This is a genomic window from Streptomyces sp. NPDC007264 (assembly GCF_042869095.1).
In the GTDB taxonomy this organism is placed as follows: Bacteria; Actinomycetota; Actinomycetes; order Streptomycetales; family Streptomycetaceae; genus Streptomyces.
In genome coordinates, this window is record NZ_JBIAFD010000004.1 from 44,644 (window position 1) to 63,723 (window position 19,080).

Genomic DNA, 19,080 nt, shown 5'->3' on the forward strand with positions numbered 1-19,080 from the left:
GTCACCCTCGTGCTGCGCGGTCAGCCTCGTGCTGCGCGTTCCGCCTCGTGCTGCGCGTCGTCCTGCCGAACCCGGCGCCGTGGGCGGGCGGTCGGCCGCCCGTGTCGCCCGTGCGGGCGACCGCCCCGTGCGCCCCCGTCCCCGGTCGCCCCACCGCGCCTAGGGTCCCGCCCATGACGGACAGCGACATCACCCGGCGGCGTGCGCTCGCCCTGGGGGGCGCCGCGGCCGGAGTCGTCGTGGGACTCGGCGTCGGCTCCTGCTCCTTCCCGGGCCGCGGCCCCCGGGGGCCGGACGCGGGCAAGGCCCCGGACGCGGCCCGCGGCGCCGAGCTGTGCGTGCTCGGCCCGAGCGTCTCGGAAGGGCCCTACTACCTGGAGGGCGCGCCCCTGCGCAAGGACGTCACCGAGGGCAAGAAGGGCGTCCCGCTCACGGTGCGCCTGACCGTGCGCGACCAGCCCCACGCCTGCGCCCTCCTCCCGGACGCGGCCGTGGAGATCTGGCACTGCGACGCCTGGGGGTACTACTCGGGCTACACGTCACTGCCCCCCGGCGGCAGGGCGCCCTTCGCGGACAGCGACACCAGCGGTGCCGACCCCCGCACGTTTCTGCGCGGCTACCAGACGACCGGTGCCGACGGCGTCGCCGAGTTCACGACCGTCTTCCCCGGCTGGCACGGCTCCCGCGCCCCCCACATCCACGTGAAGGTGCGCACCGGCGGTGCCAGGACCGGCCGCACCTACGGAGGCGGCCGGCTCAACTGGACCGGCCGGCTCTACGTCCCCGACCGATACGCCGACGCCGTGTACGCGACCGCCCCGTACACCGGGCACACCGGGAAGCGCACCCCTCTCGCCGAGGACAGGGAGTACCGCGGGGACGGCGCGCCGGACGGGCTCATGGACGTCACCGGGGACGTGGTCCGCGGACTCGTCGCCACACTGACGGTCGGCATCGACCCGACCAGGGAGAGCACCGGGGCGGGCACGGGCGGCGAGACCTCGCTGCCGCCGCCGGGCGCGGCGCCGCCGAAGGGGCTCCCCGAGACGCCGTCGCCGGGCCCTCCGCCCGGCGGCGCGACCCCGTACACACCGCCGCCGGACAGTGCGGCGAGCGCCTCGCGGACCGCCGCTCGGTAGCCGCCCCCGCGATGGAAGCGCCCGCGGCCGGGTTCACGGCCGCCGTTCCCGCCCGGCCGCCGCCTCCTGCCCGACGCGCTCCAGCCGCACCGCGCACACCTTGAACTCCGGCATGCGGGAGGTGGGGTCGAGGGCCGGGTTGGTGACGGTGTTGGCGCGGCCTGCGCCCGGCCAGTGGAACGGCATGAAGACGGTGTCGGGCCGGATGGCGCGGCTGATCCGCGCGGGCGCGACGGCCCGCCCGCGCCGCGACACCACGGCGACCGCGTCCCCGTCCGCCGCGCCCAGCCGCTCGGCCAGCCGCGGGTGCATCTCCACGTACGGCCCGGGGGCGGCGGCGTTGAGTTCCTCGACGCGCCGCGTCTGAGCACCGGACTGGTACTGCGCGACGACCCGCCCGGTGGTCAGCAGCACCGGGTACGTGGCGTCGGGTTCCTCGGCGGCGGTCCGGTACGACACGGCGGCAAACCGCGCCCGGCCGTCCTCGGTGGCGAACCGGTCGAGGAAGAGGCGCGGGGTGCCCGGATGGACCGGCCCGGCGGAGGGCGGTCCGGCGGAGGGCGGCCCGGCGTCGCCCGACGGGTCGTCGGGCCGGTCGTCGTCCGTCGTCCCCGGGCACGGCCAGAACACCCCGTTCTCCTCCGCCAGCCGCCGGTAGGTGACGCCCGAGTAGTCCGCCGGGCCCCCGGCGCTGGCGCGGCGGAGTTCGCCGAAGACCTCCTCCGGGTCCGTGGGGAAGCCCTTCTCCACGCCCAGGCGGGCGGCCAGTCCGTGCAGTACCTCCAGGTCGCTGCGGACCCCTTCCGGAGGGCTGATCGCCCGGCGGCGCAGCAGGACCCGGCCCTCCAGGCTGGTCGTCGTGCCGGTCTCCTCCGCCCACTGCGTGACCGGAAGGACGACGTCGGCCAGCGCCGCCGTCTCGGAGAGGACCACGTCGCACACCGCCAGGAAGTCCAGCGCGCGCAGCCGCTCCTCGACATGGGCGGCGCGCGGGGCCGACACCACCGGGTTGGACCCCATCAGCAGCAGCGAGCGGATGTCCCCGCCCAGCGCGTCGAGGAGTTCGTACGCGCTCCTGCCCGGCCCCGGCAGCGTGTCCGGGTCGACCCCCCACACCCGGGCCACGTGCCGCCGTGCCGCGGGATCCGTCAGCTTGCGGTAGCCGGGCAACTGGTCGGCCTTCTGGCCGTGCTCGCGACCGCCCTGTCCGTTGCCCTGGCCGGTGAGGCAGCCGTAGCCGGAGAGCGGACGGCCCGCCCGGCCGGTCGCCAGGCACAGGTTGATCCACGCGCCCACCGTGTCCGTACCCTTGGACTGCTGCTCGGGCCCGCGGGCGGTCAGCACCATCGCGGTCTCCGGCTCGCAGAACAGCCGCACCGTCTCCCGCAGCTGCGGAACGGACACCCCCGTGATCCGCTCCACGTACTCGGGCCAGTACGCCATCGCCGCCGCCCGTGCCTCCTCCCAGCCGCTGGTGCGCTCCTGGAGGTACGCCTCGTCGGTGCGTCCCTCGGCGACGATCAGGTGCAGCAGGCCGAGCGCCAGCGCGAGGTCCGTGCCGGGCCGGGGCGCCAGATGCAGGTCCGCCTGCTCGGCGGTCCGGGTGCGGCGCGGGTCCACGACGACCAGCGTGCCGCCGTTCTCCTTGAGCTCCGTCAGGTACCGCAGCGCCGGCGGCATCGTCTCGGCGAGGTTGGAGCCGACGAGGATCACGCACCCGGTGCGCGGAACGTCCTCCAGCGGGAACGGCAGCCCCCGGTCGAGGCCGAACGCCTTGACCCCCGCGGCCGCCGCGGACGACATGCAGAACCGCCCGTTGTAGTCGATCTGCGAGGTGCCGAGGACCACGCGGGCGAACTTCCCCAGCGCGTACGCCTTCTCATTGGTGAGGCCGCCCCCGCCGAACACCCCCAGGGCGTCGGGACCGTGCTCGGCGCGCGTGCGGGCGAGCCCCTCGGCGACGCGGTCCAGGGCCTCGTCCCAGCCCGCCGGCCTGAGCACGCCGTCCGAGCGCACCCAGGGCGAGGTCAGCCGCACCCGTGACGACAGCAGTGCCGGCGCGGTACGGCCCTTGCCGCACAGCGCGCCCCGGTTGACGGGGAAGTCCGTGCGCTCGGTCACCTCGACGCCCCCCTCCGGCGCGGGCGACAGGTTCATCCCGCACTGCAGGGCGCAGTACGGGCAGTGGGTGGGCGTCGAGGTGGTCTTCATGCAGATCAGCGTGATTCGGCCGTGTTACGTGCCGTGACCGGTCCCTGTTACACGGCCGGGACGGTGACCTCCCCGCCGCCCGCCGGCCGTCGTGAGGCCGCCGGGCGCCCCGCCTACTGGCGGTTCAGCGAGCGTGTGATGCCCGCCGCGATCGTTGTTGCCAGCACCCAGCCGGTGGCGATCAGCAGATACGACAGCCACTGGTACCAGCCGCGCGGCGCGAACGCCCCCTCCTGGCCGAAGCCGATGATCGGCAGCAGCAGGTCGAGCGTGTAGAAGGGCGGGTTGAAGGCGGGCGCCTCGCCGGGCTTGAGCGCCGGCGGATGGTGCAGGGCGAAGGCCAGGGTGCCCACGCACAGCAGCAACAGCAGCCAGCCGGCGGCCCGCATCGGGCGGAAGCCGTAGCCGACCGCCGCGTCCTGCACATGGCCCCACAGCCGGGCGTACCACGGCAGGGTGCGGCGGTGCCGGCGCAGCTTGGCCAGCTGGACGGTGCGTGCCCCGGCGTCGTCTCCCGCCGTGCGGTAGGCCGCGGCCAACTGCTCGTACGCGTACGGGAGGTAGCCCTCCGCCTCCCGCTCCAGCAGCGGGAGACGCTGCTCGGCGGGGAGGTGGGGGGTCAGCGCGCGGTAGCTGAGCCCGTCGAGGCTGACCCGCTCGGGCCACACCTCGGGCGGCACGTGCAACAGGTCCACCTGGGCGCGGCGCATGTTGACGACGCCCTCGACCGGCGCGGCGCCCCGCAGCCACAGTTCGCCGATCACGCAGCTGCTCAGGCGCAGGGCCTGGCCGCCCGGGTTGGACAGGCCCGCGTGGGCGAACTCGAGCTGGCGGGGAATGCGGGCGCCACTGAGGTTGACCCGGCCACGGGCCCGCAACCGCATGGCGTGCAGGTCGGTGCCCACCACCAGGGTCTCGGCGTGCAGGGCGGTCGCACCGGGCGCGTGCAGTTCCGCCTCGTTCAGGTTCACCTGCCCGCCGACCGTGGCCCCACCGAGCAGGACCGTGCCGTGGGTGACGAGCCCCACGGCCCACACGTCGGTGCCCACCTCCGCGTGGTTGAGCTGCAGGGCCGGTTCCCCGGCGGCCCCGCCGGGGACGCCGAGCCGCGCCCCGTCGGCGAACAACGCGCCGGACAGCCGCGCGCCCTGGAGCCGTACGGGACCGGTGACGCGGCAGCGGCTGATGCGTACGACGCCCTCCGCACGCAGCGTGCCCGCCGTGAGCCCGGGCAGCACCGAGTCGCTCAGGACCAGGGCGCGGACCTGGGCCCCGTACAGGTCCGGTGCCTCCTCGAAGTGGCAGGACCGCAGCCGGACGGGGTGCGCCACCGTCCCGTACTTGAGGTCGAGCCGCCCCGTGACGCGGGCCCCGGTCACCTTCAGCCCGGCGATCCGCCCCTCCCGCACCGGACCGTCCAGCAGCAGCGCCCGCAGCACCTCGGCGCGCACGGTCCGCTCCGGGCCCCAGGCCGCGCCCGCCGCCGGGTCGTCGTCGGCGCCGTCGCGGAGGTCGACGCCCTCGCCCAGCGGGAACGCCGCCAGGACGCGCCGCTCGGCCGGCGTCGGATCCGTGATCTCCATCCTCACTCCCGTGCCGCCGCGAGCGCTTTCACGACGCCTTGTTCCTTCGGGCCGAGGAAGGTCGGGTCCGGGTGGAACAGCGCGTCCAGGGCGGCCTTGCCCGCGGCGAACACCTCCCGGGTGCCGCCGTAGTACCAGGTCACGTCGTGCTCGGCGTCGACCCCGACGCCGTACGAGGTCACGCCCGCCGCCTGGCACAGGGCGACCGCGCGGCGGATGTGGAAGCCCTGGCTGATCAGCACGGCCCGGTCCACGCCGAAGATCTTCTTCGCGCGGACGCAGGAGTCCCAGGTGTCGAAGCCCGCGTAGTCGCTCACGATCCGCCCGTCCGGCACGCCGTGCCTGGTCAGGTAGGCGCGCATCACGTCCGGCTCGTCGTAGTCCCGGCGGCTGTTGTCGCCGGTGACGAGGACGACCTCGATGCGGCCCGCCCGGTACAGCCGGGCCGCCGCGTCCAGGCGGCGGGCGAGGTACGGCGAGGGCTCGCCGTCCCACAGACCGGCTCCGAAGACGACGGCGACCTGCGTGCGCGGCACGTCCGACGCCGTGCGCAGCCGGCCGTCCGTGGCCACGAACATCCATGTGGCCGGCAGCAGCGCCAGCACGCACAGCAGCATCAGCCCCTGCACGGCCCTGCGCTGCCCGGCGCGCGTGCGCGGCAGTCTCGGTCGGCGGATCCTCAGGCGCGGCAGGCCCATCGGGACGCGTCCCCCAGGTCGGTGGCTTCGATGGTTCCGGCGGCACGGGTGCCGTCGGCGTCGTCAGTGAGGACGCCGTGCGTGGTGATCCGGTTCGCGGGGAACGGGCGGGGGCGCGCGAAACGACCCCCGCGCCCCCTCACACCCCCCGCCCCCCTGCCGTGAAACCCCGGAAAACACCCGTCACGGTCGCGCAACGGCGCGGCAATCTCGCCCCGTCAGGATCGGTTCATGACGGCGTCGAACCCTCCTCGCGACGAGCCCCACCCCCGCCCCGGCGGCCGGCCCCCCGGCGGCGCCCACCTCGACAGTACGGCGCAACTCATGAACCGGATCACCAGCCAGCTCGGCAGGCAGCTCAGCCTCGTCTCCCGCAACGGCGCCCGGCGCCCCGCCCCGCCCTCGCTGGTCCTCGTCGCGCACGGCAGCCGCGACCCGCGCGCCCCGGCCACCGTGCGCGCCCTGCTGGAAACCGTCCGCGACCTGCGCCCGCACCTGTCCGTGCACCTCGGCCACATCGAGCTCGACGATCCCCTGCTGCCCGACACCCTGGCCTCCCTGGGCGACGGCCGCGCCGTCCTCGTGCCGCTGCTCCTCGGCCGCGGTCACCACGTCAAGCGGGACATCCCCGAAGCCGCCGCGGCGGCCCGGGCGGACACGAGCGTGGCCGCCCCGCTCGGGCCGCACCCGCTGCTCGTGGACACCCTCCACGACCGCCTCGTCGAGGCCGGCTGGCGCACCCGGCCGGGCGAGGTCCGGCACCGAGCCGACGCGGTCGTGCTCGCCGCCGCCGGGTCCCGCGACCCGGACTCCGCCCTCGACACCCGCCGCACCGCCCGGCTCCTGGCCGAACGCCTCGGCGTCCCCGTCCTCCCGGCCTACGCCTCCGCCGCCGCACCCACCGTGGCGGACGCGGTGCGCGCGCTCACCGCCCGCGGCCACCACCGGGTCGCCGTCGCGTCGTACTTCACCGCGCCCGGCCGCTTCGCCGCCGAGTGCGCGGCGGCCGCCCCCTGGATCGCGGCGGCCCCGCTCGGCGCCCATCCGGCCGTGGCCCGTCTCGTCCTGCACCGGTACGACCAGGCGGTGGCGGCCCGGGAGGCGGGGGCCCTGGCCTCGGCCTGAGCGGGCGGCGGGCGGCGCGAAACGCACCGCCGGGAAGGGGACGCGGACATCCCGATCGTCATCCGCTGCGTTTACTGTCGGGTCATGGAAGGGACCGCACCACAGGCACACGAGGCCCCCGCGCGGTGGGAGAGCGGCGCGCCGGGCCCTTCGGCGTACGACGCGTCCGACGTCGAGCGCTGGGCGGTCGAGCCCGACAAGCGTCCGGGCCGCACCGCCTTCCAGCGCGACCGGGCGCGCGTGCTGCACTCGGCCGCCCTGCGCCGTCTGGCGGGCAAGACCCAGGTCGTCACCCCGGGCACCCGGAGCCAGGCGTGGGACGCCAGTCCCCGCACCCGGCTCACGCACTCCCTGGAGTGCGCCCAGGTGGGCCGCGAGCTGGGCGCCGCGCTCGGCTGCGACCCCGACCTCGTCGAGGCCGCCTGCCTCTCCCACGACCTCGGCCACCCGCCGTTCGGGCACAACGGCGAACAGGCGCTGAACGAGTTCGCGCGGGACTGCGGCGGATTCGAGGGCAACGCCCAGTCGCTGCGCCTGCTCACCCGCATCGAGCCCAAGCGTTTCGTCCGGTCCGGACGGACGGGCGAACCCGTCAGCGTGGGCCTGAACCTGACGCGTGCCGTCCTCGACGCCGCCACCAAGTACCCCTGGCCGCGCGGCGCCCACCCCACCGACCCCGCGTCCCCGAAATTCGGGGTCTACGAGGACGACCGCCCCGTCTTCGACTGGGTCCGCAAGGGCGCTCCCGGCCACCGCACCTGCTTCGAGGCCCAGGTCATGGACTGGTCCGACGACGTGGCCTACTCGGTGCACGACGTGGAGGACGGCCTGCACGCCGGTCACATCGACCCCGACCTCCTGCGCGTCGGGTCCGAACGCCGGGAGGTCTTCGCCGTCGCCGTCGGGCGGTACGTCCCGGCGGACACCGACCCCGACGAACTCGCCGAGGCGCTCGACCGGCTCCTCGGCCACGAGTGGTGGCCGCACGGGTACGACGGCTCGGCCGTCGCCCAGGCCCGGCTGAAGGACGCCACCAGCCAGCTCATCGGCCGCTTCTGCCTGGCCGCCGAGGGCGCCACCCGGGCGGCGTACGGCAGCGGGCGGCTGACCCGGTACGCCGCCGAACTCGTGGTACCGCGAAGCACCCGCATGGAGTGCGCGGTCCTCAAGGCGGTCGCCGACCGGTACGTGATGCAGCGCGCCGAGCAGGAGCGCCTGCGCGCCGACCAGCGCGTCGTCGTCGCCGAGCTGGCCGACGCCCTCACCGCCCGCGCGCCCGACGGGCTAGACCCCCAGTTCAGGGCACTGTTCGAGGAGGCGGCCGACGACCGCGCCCGCAAGCGCGTCCTCGTCGACCAGATCGCCTCCCTCACGGACGCCTCGGCGCGCTCCCTGCACGCACGGCTGACGGGGCCCGGATGACCGATGACACGGAGGGACCCGGAGGTGACCCGGCGTGGCCTGATCGGGCCACTCCCCCTTCCCGCACCACGTTCCGTGCGGGACGCTCGCATGTGGCGACATCCTTACGAGGAGGCATCAAGTGGTCGACGCGGATCAGACATTCGTCATCGTCGGGGGAGGGCTCGCCGGCGCCAAGGCGGCCGAGACGCTGCGAGCGGAGGGCTTCACCGGCCGGGTGATACTGATCTGCGACGAGCGGGACCATCCGTACGAGCGACCTCCCCTCTCCAAGGGCTATCTGCTCGGCAAGGAGGAGCGCGACAGCGTGTTCGTCCACGAGCCCGCCTGGTACGCGCAGAACGACATCGAGCTGCACCTCGGCCAGACCGTCGACGCCATCGACCGGGAGGCGAAGACGGTCCACTTCGGGGACGACGGCACACTCGTCCACTACGACAAGCTGCTCCTCGCCACCGGCGCCGAGCCGCGCCGTCTCAACATCCCGGGCACGGACCTCGCCGGCGTCCACCATCTGCGCCGCCTCGCCCACGCCGAGCGCCTCAAGGGCGTGCTCGGCGCACTGGGCCGGGACAACGGGCATCTCGTGATCGCCGGGGCCGGCTGGATCGGTCTGGAGGTCGCGGCGGCGGCCCGGGAGTACGGCGCGGAGGTCACCGTCGTCGAGCCCGAACCGACCCCGCTGCACGCCGTCCTCGGCCCCGAGCTGGGCAACCTCTTCGCCGAGCTGCACAGCGAGCACGGCGTCCGCTTCCGCTTCGGCGTCCGGCTCGCCGAGATCGTCGGCCAGGACGGCATGGTGCTGGCCGCCCGCACCGACGACGGCGAGGAGCACCCCGCGCACGACGTGCTCGCCGCGATCGGCGCGGCCCCGCGCACCGGGCTCGCCGAGGCGGCGGGCCTCGAGATCGCCGACCGCGCGCAGGGCGGGGGGATCGTGGTCGACGAGCGGCTGCGCACCTCCGACCCCGACATCTACGCGGCCGGCGACATCGCCTCCTTCCACCACCCCCTCTTCGGCACCCGGCTGCGCGTGGAGCACTGGGCGAACGCGCTGAACGGCGGCCCGGCGGCGGCCCGCGCCATGCTCGGCCGTGAGGTGACGTACGACCGGGTGCCGTACTTCTTCTCCGACCAGTACGACGTGGGGATGGAGTACTCGGGGTGGGCTCCGCCCGGGTCGTACGACGAGGTGGTGATCCGGGGCGATGTCGGCAAGCGGCACTTCATCGCGTTCTGGACGAAGGAGGGCAGGGTGCTGGCCGGGATGAACGTGAACGTGTGGGACGTCACGGAGCGGATCCAGTCCCTGATCCGGGCCAGGACGGCGCTGGACCCGGAGGCGCTGGCGGACCCCGGAGTGCCGCTGGAGGACCTGTCGGCCTAGGCGCGCGCGGAGCGGCGGGCGTGGGCTTGAGCCGCAGGTGCGGGCGGAGCCGCGCCCGTGCCGCGGCCCCACGCCGCTTCGGGCGCGGGGCTGTCGGCGTGCCACCGTAGAATTCACGCGTGGCCGGACGGATCAACGACGAGGACGTGAAGGCGGTACGGGACGCGGTCCCGATCGACTCCGTCGTGTCCGAGTACCTCCAGCTGCGCAACGCGGGCGGCGGCAACCTGAAGGGCCTGTGCCCCTTCCACGACGAGAAGTCCCCGTCCTTCCAGGTCAGCCCGGCCAAGGGGCTGTTCCACTGCTTCGGCTGCCAGGAGGGCGGCGACACCATCACCTTCGTGATGAAGGTCGACCACCTCTCCTTCTCGGAGTCGGTCGAGCGCCTGGCCGCCCGCGCCGGCATCACGCTGCGCTACGAGGAGGGCGGGTACAACCCCACCCACCAGCGGGGCGAGCGCATCCGCCTGGTCGAGGCCCACAAGCTGGCGGCGCAGTGGTACGCGGAGCAGCTCGACACCAGCCCCGAGGCCGGCACGGGACGGATGTTCCTGGCCGAGCGCGGCTTCGACCACGCCGCCGCGCTCCACTTCGGCGTCGGCTACAGCCCCCAGGGTTGGGACCACCTCACCCGCCACCTCCGCGGCAAGGGCTTCTCCGACAAGGAGCTGCTGCTGTCGGGCCTGTCCCAGGAGGGCCGCCGCGGGCCCATCGACCGCTTCCGGGGCCGGCTGATGTGGCCGATCCGCGACATCGGGGGCGATGTCGTCGGCTTCGGTGCGCGCAAGCTGTACGAGGCGGACACCGGCCCCAAGTACCTGAACACCCCCGACACCGCGATCTACCGGAAGTCGCAGGTCCTCTACGGCATCGACCTGGCGAAGAAGGAGATCGCGAAGACGAGCCGCGCCGTGGTGGTCGAGGGCTACACCGACGTCATGGCCTGCCATCTGGCGGGGGTCACCACCGCCATCGCGACGTGCGGGACGGCCTTCGGCGGCGAGCACATCAAGATCCTGCGGCGGCTGCTGATGGACAACGGCTCGGCGCGGGTGATCTTCACCTTCGACGGTGACGCGGCCGGCCAGAAGGCGGCCCTGCGTGCCTTCGAGGACGACCAGAAGTTCGCGGCCGAGACGTACATCGCGATCGCGCCGGACGGCATGGACCCGTGCGAGCTGCGGCTCGCCAAGGGCGACGACGCGGTCGCCGACCTGGCCGAACCCCGCACGCCCCTCTTCGAGTTCGCGCTGCGCCAGATCGTCGGCCGCTACGACCTGGAGACCCCCGCGGGCCGCGCCGCCGCCCTGGACGAGGCGGCCCCGATCGTCGCCCGCATCAAGAACAGCGGCGCCCAGCACGAGGTCGCGGTCCAGCTGGCGGGCATGCTCGGCATCCTCGACACGCAGTTCGTGGTCAAACGGGTGGCACAGCTGGCCCGTTGGGCCCGCGACCGCGGCGGCAGGGGCCCGGCGCCGGCCGGGCAGCGCCCCCCGCAGCCGTATCAGGCGGCCCCCCGCCCGGCCGCCTCCGGCCCGGCGCTCAACCTCCGCAACCCGGTCTACGCGACCGAGCGGGAGCTGCTCAAACTGGCCCTTCAGCGGCCGGAGCTGGTGTCCCCGGCGTTCGACGCCTACGGAGTCGACGAGTTCACCGCGGCGCCGTACGCGGCCGTGCGCCAGGCGATCATGGACGCGGGCGGCGCGGAGTACGGCGCCCACGACCCGCAGGAGTATCTGATCCGGGTCCGCGAGGTAGCCCCCGACGACACGGTCCGCGCCATGGTCACGGAGCTGGCGGTCGAGGCGATCATGCTGCGCAAGGAGGTGGACGAGACCTACGCCGGCGCCCAGCTGGTGACGGTCCGCCGCCGCGCGGTCGAGCGCCGTGTCCGCGACGTCCAGAGCACCCTGACCCGCCTGGGCTCCCACGCGGACCCGGCCCACGTCTCCGCGGTCCAGAACGAGCTGTGGGTACTGCAGCAGTACGACCAGGCGCTGCGGGAACGCGGGGCGGCGGCGCTGTGAGAGCCGCCGCTCGTGCGGCTACGCCTCCGGGGGCGTTTCGGGCGGCCTGATCCGGAGGCGGTTCAGCACCGCGCGCCGCCCGGAGACCACGTGGTCAAACGAGCTGAGTAACCGCCCGGTCACGGACCGGACCCAAAAAGTGGCCGCACGCCCCTCGTGGCGGCGATGTGTCGTACCCCACACTGGGGGCGGTGCCTGAGTCCTCGGAGCGCGGCCGGACCGCCCACGGCGGGTCCGACACCCCCGCGGTTCCGCTCAATGACTACGGGATGGCCGGCGGGCGGACCGCCGACCCCATCCCCGACGTACCGCTGCCGCATGCCTCAGCAGCGACACTCCTGGAGGTCGCCCCCGTGCAGACCCAGACCCTCACTCAGACCGAGACCGCCGCCGGTGAGCCGGACACGGAGCCCGGCGTCCTGCAGGCCATGCCCCCGCAGGGCCGGCTCCCGCACCACCCGGAGGCGGACGCGGAGCCGGAGGGCGCCGCGGAACCGGTGGAGCCGCCGGCGGGCGAGATGGAGGCCACCGAGGCGCCCGAGCCCGTCGAACCGCTCCGCGCCCGCATCGACACCGGCAGCCCCTCCGCGGACCTGTTCCGCCAGTACCTGCGCGAGATCGGCCGCATCCCCCTGCTGACGGCCGCCGAGGAGGTCGAACTCGCCCGCCGTGTGGAGGCCGGACTGTTCGCGGAGGAGAAGCTCGGCAACGCCCCCGACCTGGACACCGAACTCGCGCTCGACCTGGACCGGCTGGTGGTCATGGGCCGGATGGCCAAGCGGCGGCTGATCGAGGCCAACCTGCGGCTCGTCGTCTCCGTCGCCAAGCGCTACGTCGGCCGCGGCCTGACCATGCTCGACCTCGTCCAGGAGGGAAACCTGGGCCTGATCAGGGCCGTCGAGAAGTTCGACTACGCGCGCGGCTACAAGTTCTCGACGTACGCGACCTGGTGGATCCGCCAGGCCATGTCCCGTGCCCTGGCCGACCAGGCCCGCACCATCCGCGTCCCGGTCCATGTCGTCGAGCTCATCAACCGCGTCGTCCGCGTCCAGCGCCGCATGCTGCAGGAACGCGGCTACGAACCGACACCGGAAGAAGTCGCCGCCCACCTGGACCTGCCCCCCGAGCGGGTCGGCGAGGTGCTGCGGCTGGCCCAGGAGCCCGTCTCGCTGCACGCGCCCGTGGGCGAGGAGGAGGACGTGGCCCTCGGCGACCTCATCGAGGACGGCGACGCCACGAGCCCCGTCGAGTCCGCCGCCTTCCTGCTGCTCAAGGAGCACCTGGAAGCGGTCCTGTCCACCCTCGGGGAACGGGAGCGGAAGGTCGTGCAACTGCGCTACGGCCTGGTCGACGGCCGTCCCCGCACGCTGGAGGAGATCGGCCGCATCTTCGGCGTGACCCGCGAGCGGATCAGGCAGATCGAGTCGAAGACCCTGAACAAGCTGAGGGACCACGCGTTCGCCGACCAGTTGCGGGGATACCTCGACTGACGGGGAGGGGCCGCCCACCGCCCTTCGGGAGCGGCCCCGCCGGCTCAGTCGACCTCGGCCACGGCCTGCGCGAACTGCGCCTTGTACAGACGGGCGTACGCCCCGTCGGCCGCGAGCAGTTCCGCGTGCGCGCCCTGCTCGACGATGGCGCCGTTCTCCATCACCAGGATCGTGTCCGCGTCCCGGATCGTCGACAGCCGGTGGGCGATGACGAACGACGTCCGCCCGTGCGCCAGCTTGGCCATCGCCTTCTGGATCAGCACCTCGGTGCGGGTGTCGACCGAACTCGTCGCCTCGTCGAGGACCAGGATCACCGGGTCGGACAGGAACGCCCGGGCGATCGTGATGAGCTGCTTCTCACCCGCGCTCACCCCGGTGCCCTCGTCGTCGATCACGGTGTCGTAGCCGTCCGGCAGCGTACGGATGAACCGGTCCGCGTGCGCCGCGCGCGCCGCCTCCTCGATCTCCCCGCGCGTCACCTTCCGCGCGGCCCCGTACGCGATGTTCTCCGCGATCGTGCCCCCGAACAGCCAGGTGTCCTGGAGCACCATCCCTATCGCGGCCCGCAGCTCGTCCCGGGACATCTTGGCGATGTCGACCCCGTCGAGGGTGATCCGCCCGCCGGTGACCTCGTAGAACCGCATCAGCAGGTTCACGAGCGTGGTCTTGCCCGCTCCCGTCGGACCGACGATCGCCACCGTGTGGCCCGGCTCCGCCTTCAGCGACAGGTTCTCGATGAGCGGCTTGTCCGGCTCGTACCGGAACGACACGTTCTCCAGTGCGACCCGGCCGCGCAGCGCCTCCGGCCGCAGCCCCGGCTCGGGATCCGTCTCCTGCTCCTCGGCGTCGAGCAGGTCGAAGACGCGCTCCGCCGAGGCGACGGCCGACTGCACCAGGTTGGCCATCGACGCGACCTGCGTCAGCGGCATCGAGAACTGCCGCGAGTACTGGATGAACGCCTGGACGTCACCGATGGACAGCGTGCCGGACGCCACCCGCAGACCGCCGACCACCGCGACGAGCACATAGTTCAGGTTCGACACGAACATCATCAGCGGCTGCATGACCCCGCTGTTGAACTGCGCCCGGAACCCGGCCTCGTACAGCGCGTCGTTCTGCTCCGCGAACTGCCTCGCGGACTCCTTCTGCCGACCGAACACCCTCACCAGCGTGTGCCCGGTGTACATCTCCTCGATGTGCGCGTTGAGCTTGCCGGTGGTGCGCCACTGCTGCACGAACTGCGGCTGCGACCGCTTGCCGACGCGGGTGGCCACGACGAAGGAGAGCGGCACGGTCACCAGCGCGACCAGGGCCAGCAGCCACGACACCCAGAACATCATGGCCAGCACGCCCACGATCGTCAGCAGCGAGTTGACGAGCTGGCCCAGCGACTGCTGCAGCGTCTGGCCGATGTTGTCGATGTCGTTGGTCGCGCGGCTGAGCACCTCGCCGCGCTGCCGCTTGTCGAAGTACGACAGCGGGAGCCGCGACAGCTTCCCCTGCACGTCCTCCCGCAGGCGGTAGACCGTCTTGTTGATGGCCCTGTTGGACAGCCGGGTGGCCACCGCCATCAGCAGGCCGGCCACCAGGAACGTGGTCAGCGCGAACAGCAGGACGCCGCCGACGGCACCGAAGTCGATGCCCTTGCCGGGGGTGAAGTCCGTACCGGAGAGCATGTCGGCGACGCCCCCCTCGCCGTGCTCGCGCATGGACCGAAGGACCTGCTCCTTGCTCGGTCCCGCAGGCATCCCGCGGCCGACGATCCCGGCGAAGACGAGGTCGGTCGCCCGGCCGAGGATCTTCGGTCCGGCCACGGACAGGCCGACACTGAGCACACCGAAGGCCAGCATCCCCGTCATGGTGGTGCGTTCGGGCTTGAACTGGGCGAGCAGCCGCTTCCCGGACCCCTTGAAGTCCATCGAGCGCTGGTCGGGGCCGCCGCCGGCCATCATGCGTCCCATGGGCCCGGCCATCAGGCAGCCTCCGCTTCCGTCAGCTGGGAGAGCACGATCTCCCGATAGGTCTCGTTGTCCGCCATCAGGTCGCGGTGGCGTCCGGTGCCGACGACACGGCCCTCGTCCAGGACCACGATCCGGTCGGCGTCCCGGATCGTCGCCACACGCTGCGCGACGATCACCACGGTCGCCTCGGCGGTCTCCCGCGACAGCGCCGCGCGCAGCGCCGCGTCGGTGGCGTAGTCGAGCGCGGAGAAGGAGTCGTCGAAGAGGTAGATCTCCGGGCGCTGCACCAGGGTGCGGGCGATGGCCAGCCGTTGCCGCTGGCCGCCGGAGACATTGGTGCCGCCCTGGGCGATGGGGGAGTCGAGCCCGTTCTCCAGCGCCTCGACGAACTCCTTGGCCTGCGCCACCTCCAGCGCGTGCCACAGTTCCTCGTCGGTCGCGTCGGGATTGCCGTAGCGCAGGTTGGTGGCGACCGTCCCCGCGAACAGGTACGGCTTCTGCGGGACGAGCCCGACCGTCCTCGCCAGCAGCTTCGGTTCGACCTCGTGGACGGGCACGCCGTCCACGAGCACCTCGCCCTCGGTGGCGTCGAAGAGGCGGGGGATCAGCCCGAGCAGGGTCGACTTGCCGCTGCCGGTCGACCCGATGACGGCCGTGGTCTCGCCGGGCCGCGCCACCAGGTCGATGGCCTTGAGCACCGGTTCCTCGGCACCGGGATAGCGGAACCCGGCACCGCGGACCTCCAGGTGGCCGTGGCGCCGCAGCTCCACGACGGGCGCGGTGGGCGGCACGACGCTGGACTCGGTGTCGAGCACCTCCTGGATGCGCTCGGCGCACACCTCCGCGCGCGGCACCATCATGAACATGAAGGTGGCCATCATCACGGACATCACGATCTGCATGAGGTAGGCGAGGAACGCGGTCAGGTCGCCGATCTGCATGCCGCCGCTGTCGATGCGGTGCGCGCCGAACCAGACCACGGCGATCGACGAGAGGTTCACCACGGTCATCACCAGGGGGAACATCAGCGCCAGGGTGCGGCCGGTGTTGAGGGACACCTCCGTCAGATCGGTGTTCGCCTCCCGGAACCGGCCCTTCTCGTAGTCGTCGCGCACGAAGGCGCGGATGACGCGGTTGCCGGAGATCTGCTCGCGCAGCACCCGGTTGACCGTGTCGAGCCGGACCTGCATGGCGCGGAACAGCGGCCGCAGCCGCCGCACGATCAGCGTCACGCAGATGCCGAGCACGGGCACCACGGCGACCAGGACGCCGGACAGCGGCACATCCAGGCCGAGCGCCATGACGATGCCGCCCACGCACATGATCGGCGCCGACACCATCAGGGTGAACGTCATCAGGGTGAGCATCTGGATCTGCTGCACGTCGTTCGTGGTGCGGGTGATCAGCGACGGTGCCCCGAAGTGACCCATCTCACGCGAGGAGAAGGACTGCACCCGGTCGAAGACGGCCGCCCGCAGGTCCCGGCCGATGGCCGAGGAGGTGCGGGCACCGAAGTAGACGGCGCCCATGTTGCACACGACCTGGCCCAGCGAGACCGCGATCATGAGGCCGCCGAAGGCCAGGATGTAGCCCGTGTCCCCCTTCACGACACCGTTGTCGATGATGTGCGCGTTGAGAGTGGGCAGGTAGAGCGTGGCGCAGGTCTGCAGGAACTGCAGCAGCACCAGCAGCGCGACGGGTTTGGTGTACGGGCCCAGATGGGCCCTCAGAAGTCGTATGAGCACGCGTGATCTCTCGGAGTCGGCGACGGCGGGGGCGGTCGGTGGTGCACCAGCCCCTATCGTCGGACACTCCACCCGCGTTACCTCAAGCGATTAAGCCGATGACGGACCAAGTGCGGACATGGATTCAGCCTCGCGACGTAGGCCGACGACCACCTAGTGCTGTGACCGGGAAGGTTCACCGGCTCGCGACGCCCGGCACGGCACCTCGCCGCGTTGTCGCATCACCCGCGTACATCCAGTACGCGGGCGACACTCCGCCTTGCGATGCACCGCACCGGACGCCGCGAGCTTCCGGCAAACCTTCCCGGCCACAGCACTAGACCCTGAACGCCCCCGGATGCGTCTGCTCGCGCACCGACACGTACTGCTGGCGCACGGCCTGGCCCACCGCCAGTTCCTCGCCCGGCTCCAGGACCTGCACGGCCGCGCCCTGCCAGACGGGCGGGGTGCGCGGGTCGAGGGTGCCCCGGGAGGCCCCGAGCGACCAGGCCGCCTGCCGGGCCGCGCCGATCGCCGCGTAGTCGGCGGGCTGCGGGACCATCACCTGCACGCCGAACAGCGCCGGCGCCACCGCCTGCACGGCCGGCAGCTCCGCGGCGGCGCCGAGCAGGAAGATCCGCCGGACCTCGACCCCGCGTCCGCGCAGCACGTCCAGGGCGTCCGCGAGCCCGCACAGCATGCCCTCGAACGCGGCCCGCGCCAGGTGCTCGGGCCTCATCGACTCGCGCCGCAGCCCGGACAGGGTGCCCGCGGTGTGCGGCAGGTTCGGGGTCCGCTCGCCCTCCAGGTACGGCAGCATGACGAGCCCGTGCGAGCCCGGCGTCGACTTCATCGCCAGGTCGGAGAGGGACTCCAGGTCGGGCAGCCCGAGCAGTTCGGCGGCGCCGCGCAGGGTGCGCACCGCGTTGAGGGTCGTCACCACCGGCAGGTGCAGCCCCGTGGCGTCCGCGAGCGAGGTGATCATCCCGGTGGAGTCGACGAGCGCCTCGGGGTGCACGGCCATCACGGACCCGGAGGCGCCGAGCGAGACGACCGCGTCCCCCAGCCCGATGCCCAGGCCCAGGGCGGCCGCCATGGTCTCACCGGTGCCCGCGGAGATCAGCAGCCCCTCCGGCGTCGTCCCCGCGGCCTCGGACGGGCCGAGCACCTCGGGCACCATGACCTGGTGCCCCAGCGCCAGCTCGACGAGGTCGCCGCGGTACATCCCGGTCGCCGCCGACCAGTACCCGGTCGCCGAGGCGCCGCCGCGGTCGGTGGTCCGGCGCATGGGCCGCCCGAGCAGCTGCCACACGATCCAGTCGTGCGCCTGCATCAGCACCGCGGTGCGCAGCGCGTTGTCGGGCTCGGTCCTGGCCAGCCAGCGCAGCTTGGTCACGGGCAGCGCGGCCTGCGGCACGCAGCCGACGGCCTCGGCCCACGCCTGCCGCCCGCCGAGCGCGTCGATGAGGTCGGCCGCCGCGACCTGCGCCCGCTTGTCGCCGCCCACCAGCGCGGGCCGCACGGTGGCGCCCTGGGTGTCGAGCGGGATCAGCGCGTTCTGCTGCGCGGAGACGCCGATGGCCTGCACGCCCTCGAGGAGACCGCCGCCGGCCGCCTCCCCCAGGGACAGCAGCCATGCCTGCGGATCGACGTCGGAGGGGCGGCCGCCCCCCTCGGGGCCCTCCACCGGATGCGGCGCATACCCCTGCCTGAGCACGGCCCCCGTGTCCGTGTCACAGACGACGATGCGAGTGAAATCGGGCGAACTGTCCAACCCGGCGACTATCCCCATGGCGGAATTCTGCCGCACGGCGGGCGGTGGCCGCGTCGCCGAGGGCGGGCCGTCGAGGCGGGGTCAGGTGTTGCTGGTGCCCCAGTCGTCCTCGCCGCTGCCGTTCGTGTTCCGTTCCCGCAGCGAGCGGACCCGGACGGCGACCGAGTCGGGCATCCGGTCGCCGACCTTGGTGCTCATCGCGTGGAAGGCCCGGCCCGCGTATTCGCGCCCCTGCTGGGCGGCCGACTCGGCGGTGTTGCGCACCGCGGGGTTCTCGGCGATCTGCCGGGCCGACTTCTTCAGCTGCTCGTACCGCTCGCGTCCGGCCCGTGTGCCCAGCACATAGCCCAGAAGAAGACCGGCGACGAACGTGAGCCGATAGCGCATGGCGGCCACCCTTCCCTTGCGTCTGCATCGTCCCTTGCGTGGGCGTCGGTCGCGGCGCGAACCGATTGGCGGAGCACCCCCCTGCTTGCGCTAATGTATGTGTCGCAGCGAGCGCGCGCCCCCTGGCGGATACCCAGGTAGGTACGTTCGAT

13 protein-coding genes are annotated in these 19,080 nt (G+C 73.3%); 6 read left to right on the forward strand and 7 right to left on the reverse strand.

What is annotated here, in order from left to right; translation table 11 throughout:
* Positions 1–173 precede the first annotated feature (173 nt).
* Positions 174–1,139: an intradiol ring-cleavage dioxygenase gene (locus ACFYMU_RS07425; protein WP_388369279.1), complete on the forward strand. Its 966-nt coding sequence runs from the start codon at positions 174–176 to the stop codon at positions 1,137–1,139.
* A 33-nt stretch (positions 1,140–1,172) separates the two neighbouring features.
* Here the strand turns inward: ACFYMU_RS07425 and ACFYMU_RS07430 are convergent, their stop codons facing one another.
* The 3 genes from ACFYMU_RS07430 to ACFYMU_RS07440 form a co-directional block, all read right to left on the reverse strand.
* The gene (locus tag ACFYMU_RS07430) at positions 1,173–3,350 is read right to left on the reverse strand and encodes a molybdopterin oxidoreductase family protein (protein WP_388369281.1); all 2,178 of its coding nucleotides are present in this window, start codon (positions 3,348–3,350) and stop codon (positions 1,173–1,175) included.
* 113 nt (positions 3,351–3,463) lie between these two features.
* Positions 3,464–4,933: a membrane-associated oxidoreductase gene (locus ACFYMU_RS07435; protein ID WP_388369284.1), complete on the reverse strand. Its 1,470-nt coding sequence runs from the start codon at positions 4,931–4,933 to the stop codon at positions 3,464–3,466.
* Between the two features lie 2 nt (positions 4,934–4,935).
* Entirely contained in the window at positions 4,936–5,631 is a 696-nt protein-coding gene (locus ACFYMU_RS07440; protein ID WP_388369286.1) for a vancomycin high temperature exclusion protein, read from the reverse strand.
* Positions 5,632–5,862: 231 nt separating this feature from the next.
* Between ACFYMU_RS07440 and ACFYMU_RS07445 the strand changes: the two genes are divergently transcribed.
* From ACFYMU_RS07445 to ACFYMU_RS07465, 5 genes are all read left to right on the forward strand, one after another.
* A complete protein-coding gene (locus ACFYMU_RS07445) occupies positions 5,863–6,756 on the forward strand; it encodes a sirohydrochlorin chelatase (protein ID WP_388369288.1) in 894 nt (297 codons plus the stop codon).
* Between the two features lie 84 nt (positions 6,757–6,840).
* On the forward strand, positions 6,841–8,178 hold the full coding sequence (locus ACFYMU_RS07450; RefSeq protein WP_388369290.1) for a deoxyguanosinetriphosphate triphosphohydrolase: 1,338 nt from the start codon (positions 6,841–6,843) through the stop codon (positions 8,176–8,178).
* A gap of 121 nt (positions 8,179–8,299) precedes the next feature.
* Complete coding sequence (locus tag ACFYMU_RS07455) at positions 8,300–9,565, forward strand: NAD(P)/FAD-dependent oxidoreductase (RefSeq protein ID WP_388369292.1); 1,266 nt, start codon at positions 8,300–8,302, stop codon at positions 9,563–9,565.
* Between the two features lie 119 nt (positions 9,566–9,684).
* Positions 9,685–11,592: a DNA primase gene (gene dnaG / locus ACFYMU_RS07460; RefSeq protein ID WP_388369295.1), complete on the forward strand. Its 1,908-nt coding sequence runs from the start codon at positions 9,685–9,687 to the stop codon at positions 11,590–11,592.
* 191 nt (positions 11,593–11,783) lie between these two features.
* A complete protein-coding gene (locus tag ACFYMU_RS07465) occupies positions 11,784–13,082 on the forward strand; it encodes a sigma-70 family RNA polymerase sigma factor (protein WP_388369298.1) in 1,299 nt (432 codons plus the stop codon).
* A 44-nt stretch (positions 13,083–13,126) separates the two neighbouring features.
* Here ACFYMU_RS07465 and ACFYMU_RS07470 read toward each other — a convergent pair whose 3' ends face one another.
* The 4 genes from ACFYMU_RS07470 to ACFYMU_RS07485 all read right to left on the reverse strand — a co-directional run bounded on the left by ACFYMU_RS07470 (position 13,127) and on the right by ACFYMU_RS07485 (position 18,928).
* Entirely contained in the window at positions 13,127–15,055 is a 1,929-nt protein-coding gene (locus tag ACFYMU_RS07470) for an ABC transporter ATP-binding protein (protein WP_388369301.1), read from the reverse strand.
* Positions 15,055–16,788 carry an ABC transporter ATP-binding protein gene (locus tag ACFYMU_RS07475; RefSeq protein WP_388369304.1) on the reverse strand — a complete coding sequence of 578 codons (1,734 nt, stop codon included), beginning with the start codon at positions 16,786–16,788 and terminating at the stop codon, positions 15,055–15,057. The genes ACFYMU_RS07470 and ACFYMU_RS07475 overlap by 1 nt, the downstream gene beginning before the upstream one ends.
* Positions 16,789–17,104: 316 nt before the next feature.
* Positions 17,105–18,559: an FGGY family carbohydrate kinase gene (locus ACFYMU_RS07480; protein ID WP_388369307.1), complete on the reverse strand. Its 1,455-nt coding sequence runs from the start codon at positions 18,557–18,559 to the stop codon at positions 17,105–17,107.
* A gap of 63 nt (positions 18,560–18,622) precedes the next feature.
* Positions 18,623–18,928 carry a YtxH domain-containing protein gene (locus tag ACFYMU_RS07485; RefSeq protein WP_388369310.1) on the reverse strand — a complete coding sequence of 102 codons (306 nt, stop codon included), beginning with the start codon at positions 18,926–18,928 and terminating at the stop codon, positions 18,623–18,625.
* Between the last annotated feature and the right edge of the window lie 152 nt (positions 18,929–19,080).

Excerpts from the sequence above, each read along its gene's own strand:
- ACFYMU_RS07470 (WP_388369301.1), bottom strand. The coding sequence starts at position 15,055 with ATGGCCGGGCCCATGGGACGCATGATGGCCGGCGGCGGCCCCGACCAG.
- ACFYMU_RS07435 (WP_388369284.1), bottom strand. The coding sequence starts at position 4,933 with ATGGAGATCACGGATCCGACGCCGGCCGAGCGGCGCGTCCTGGCGGCG.
- ACFYMU_RS07480 (WP_388369307.1), bottom strand. The coding sequence starts at position 18,559 with ATGGGGATAGTCGCCGGGTTGGACAGTTCGCCCGATTTCACTCGCATC.
- ACFYMU_RS07425 (WP_388369279.1), top strand. The coding sequence starts at position 174 with ATGACGGACAGCGACATCACCCGGCGGCGTGCGCTCGCCCTGGGGGGC.
- ACFYMU_RS07485 (WP_388369310.1), bottom strand. The coding sequence starts at position 18,928 with ATGCGCTATCGGCTCACGTTCGTCGCCGGTCTTCTTCTGGGCTATGTG.
- ACFYMU_RS07450 (WP_388369290.1), top strand. The coding sequence starts at position 6,841 with ATGGAAGGGACCGCACCACAGGCACACGAGGCCCCCGCGCGGTGGGAG.
- ACFYMU_RS07440 (WP_388369286.1), bottom strand. The coding sequence starts at position 5,631 with ATGGGCCTGCCGCGCCTGAGGATCCGCCGACCGAGACTGCCGCGCACG.
- ACFYMU_RS07430 (WP_388369281.1), bottom strand. The coding sequence starts at position 3,350 with ATGAAGACCACCTCGACGCCCACCCACTGCCCGTACTGCGCCCTGCAG.
- ACFYMU_RS07445 (WP_388369288.1), top strand. The coding sequence starts at position 5,863 with ATGACGGCGTCGAACCCTCCTCGCGACGAGCCCCACCCCCGCCCCGGC.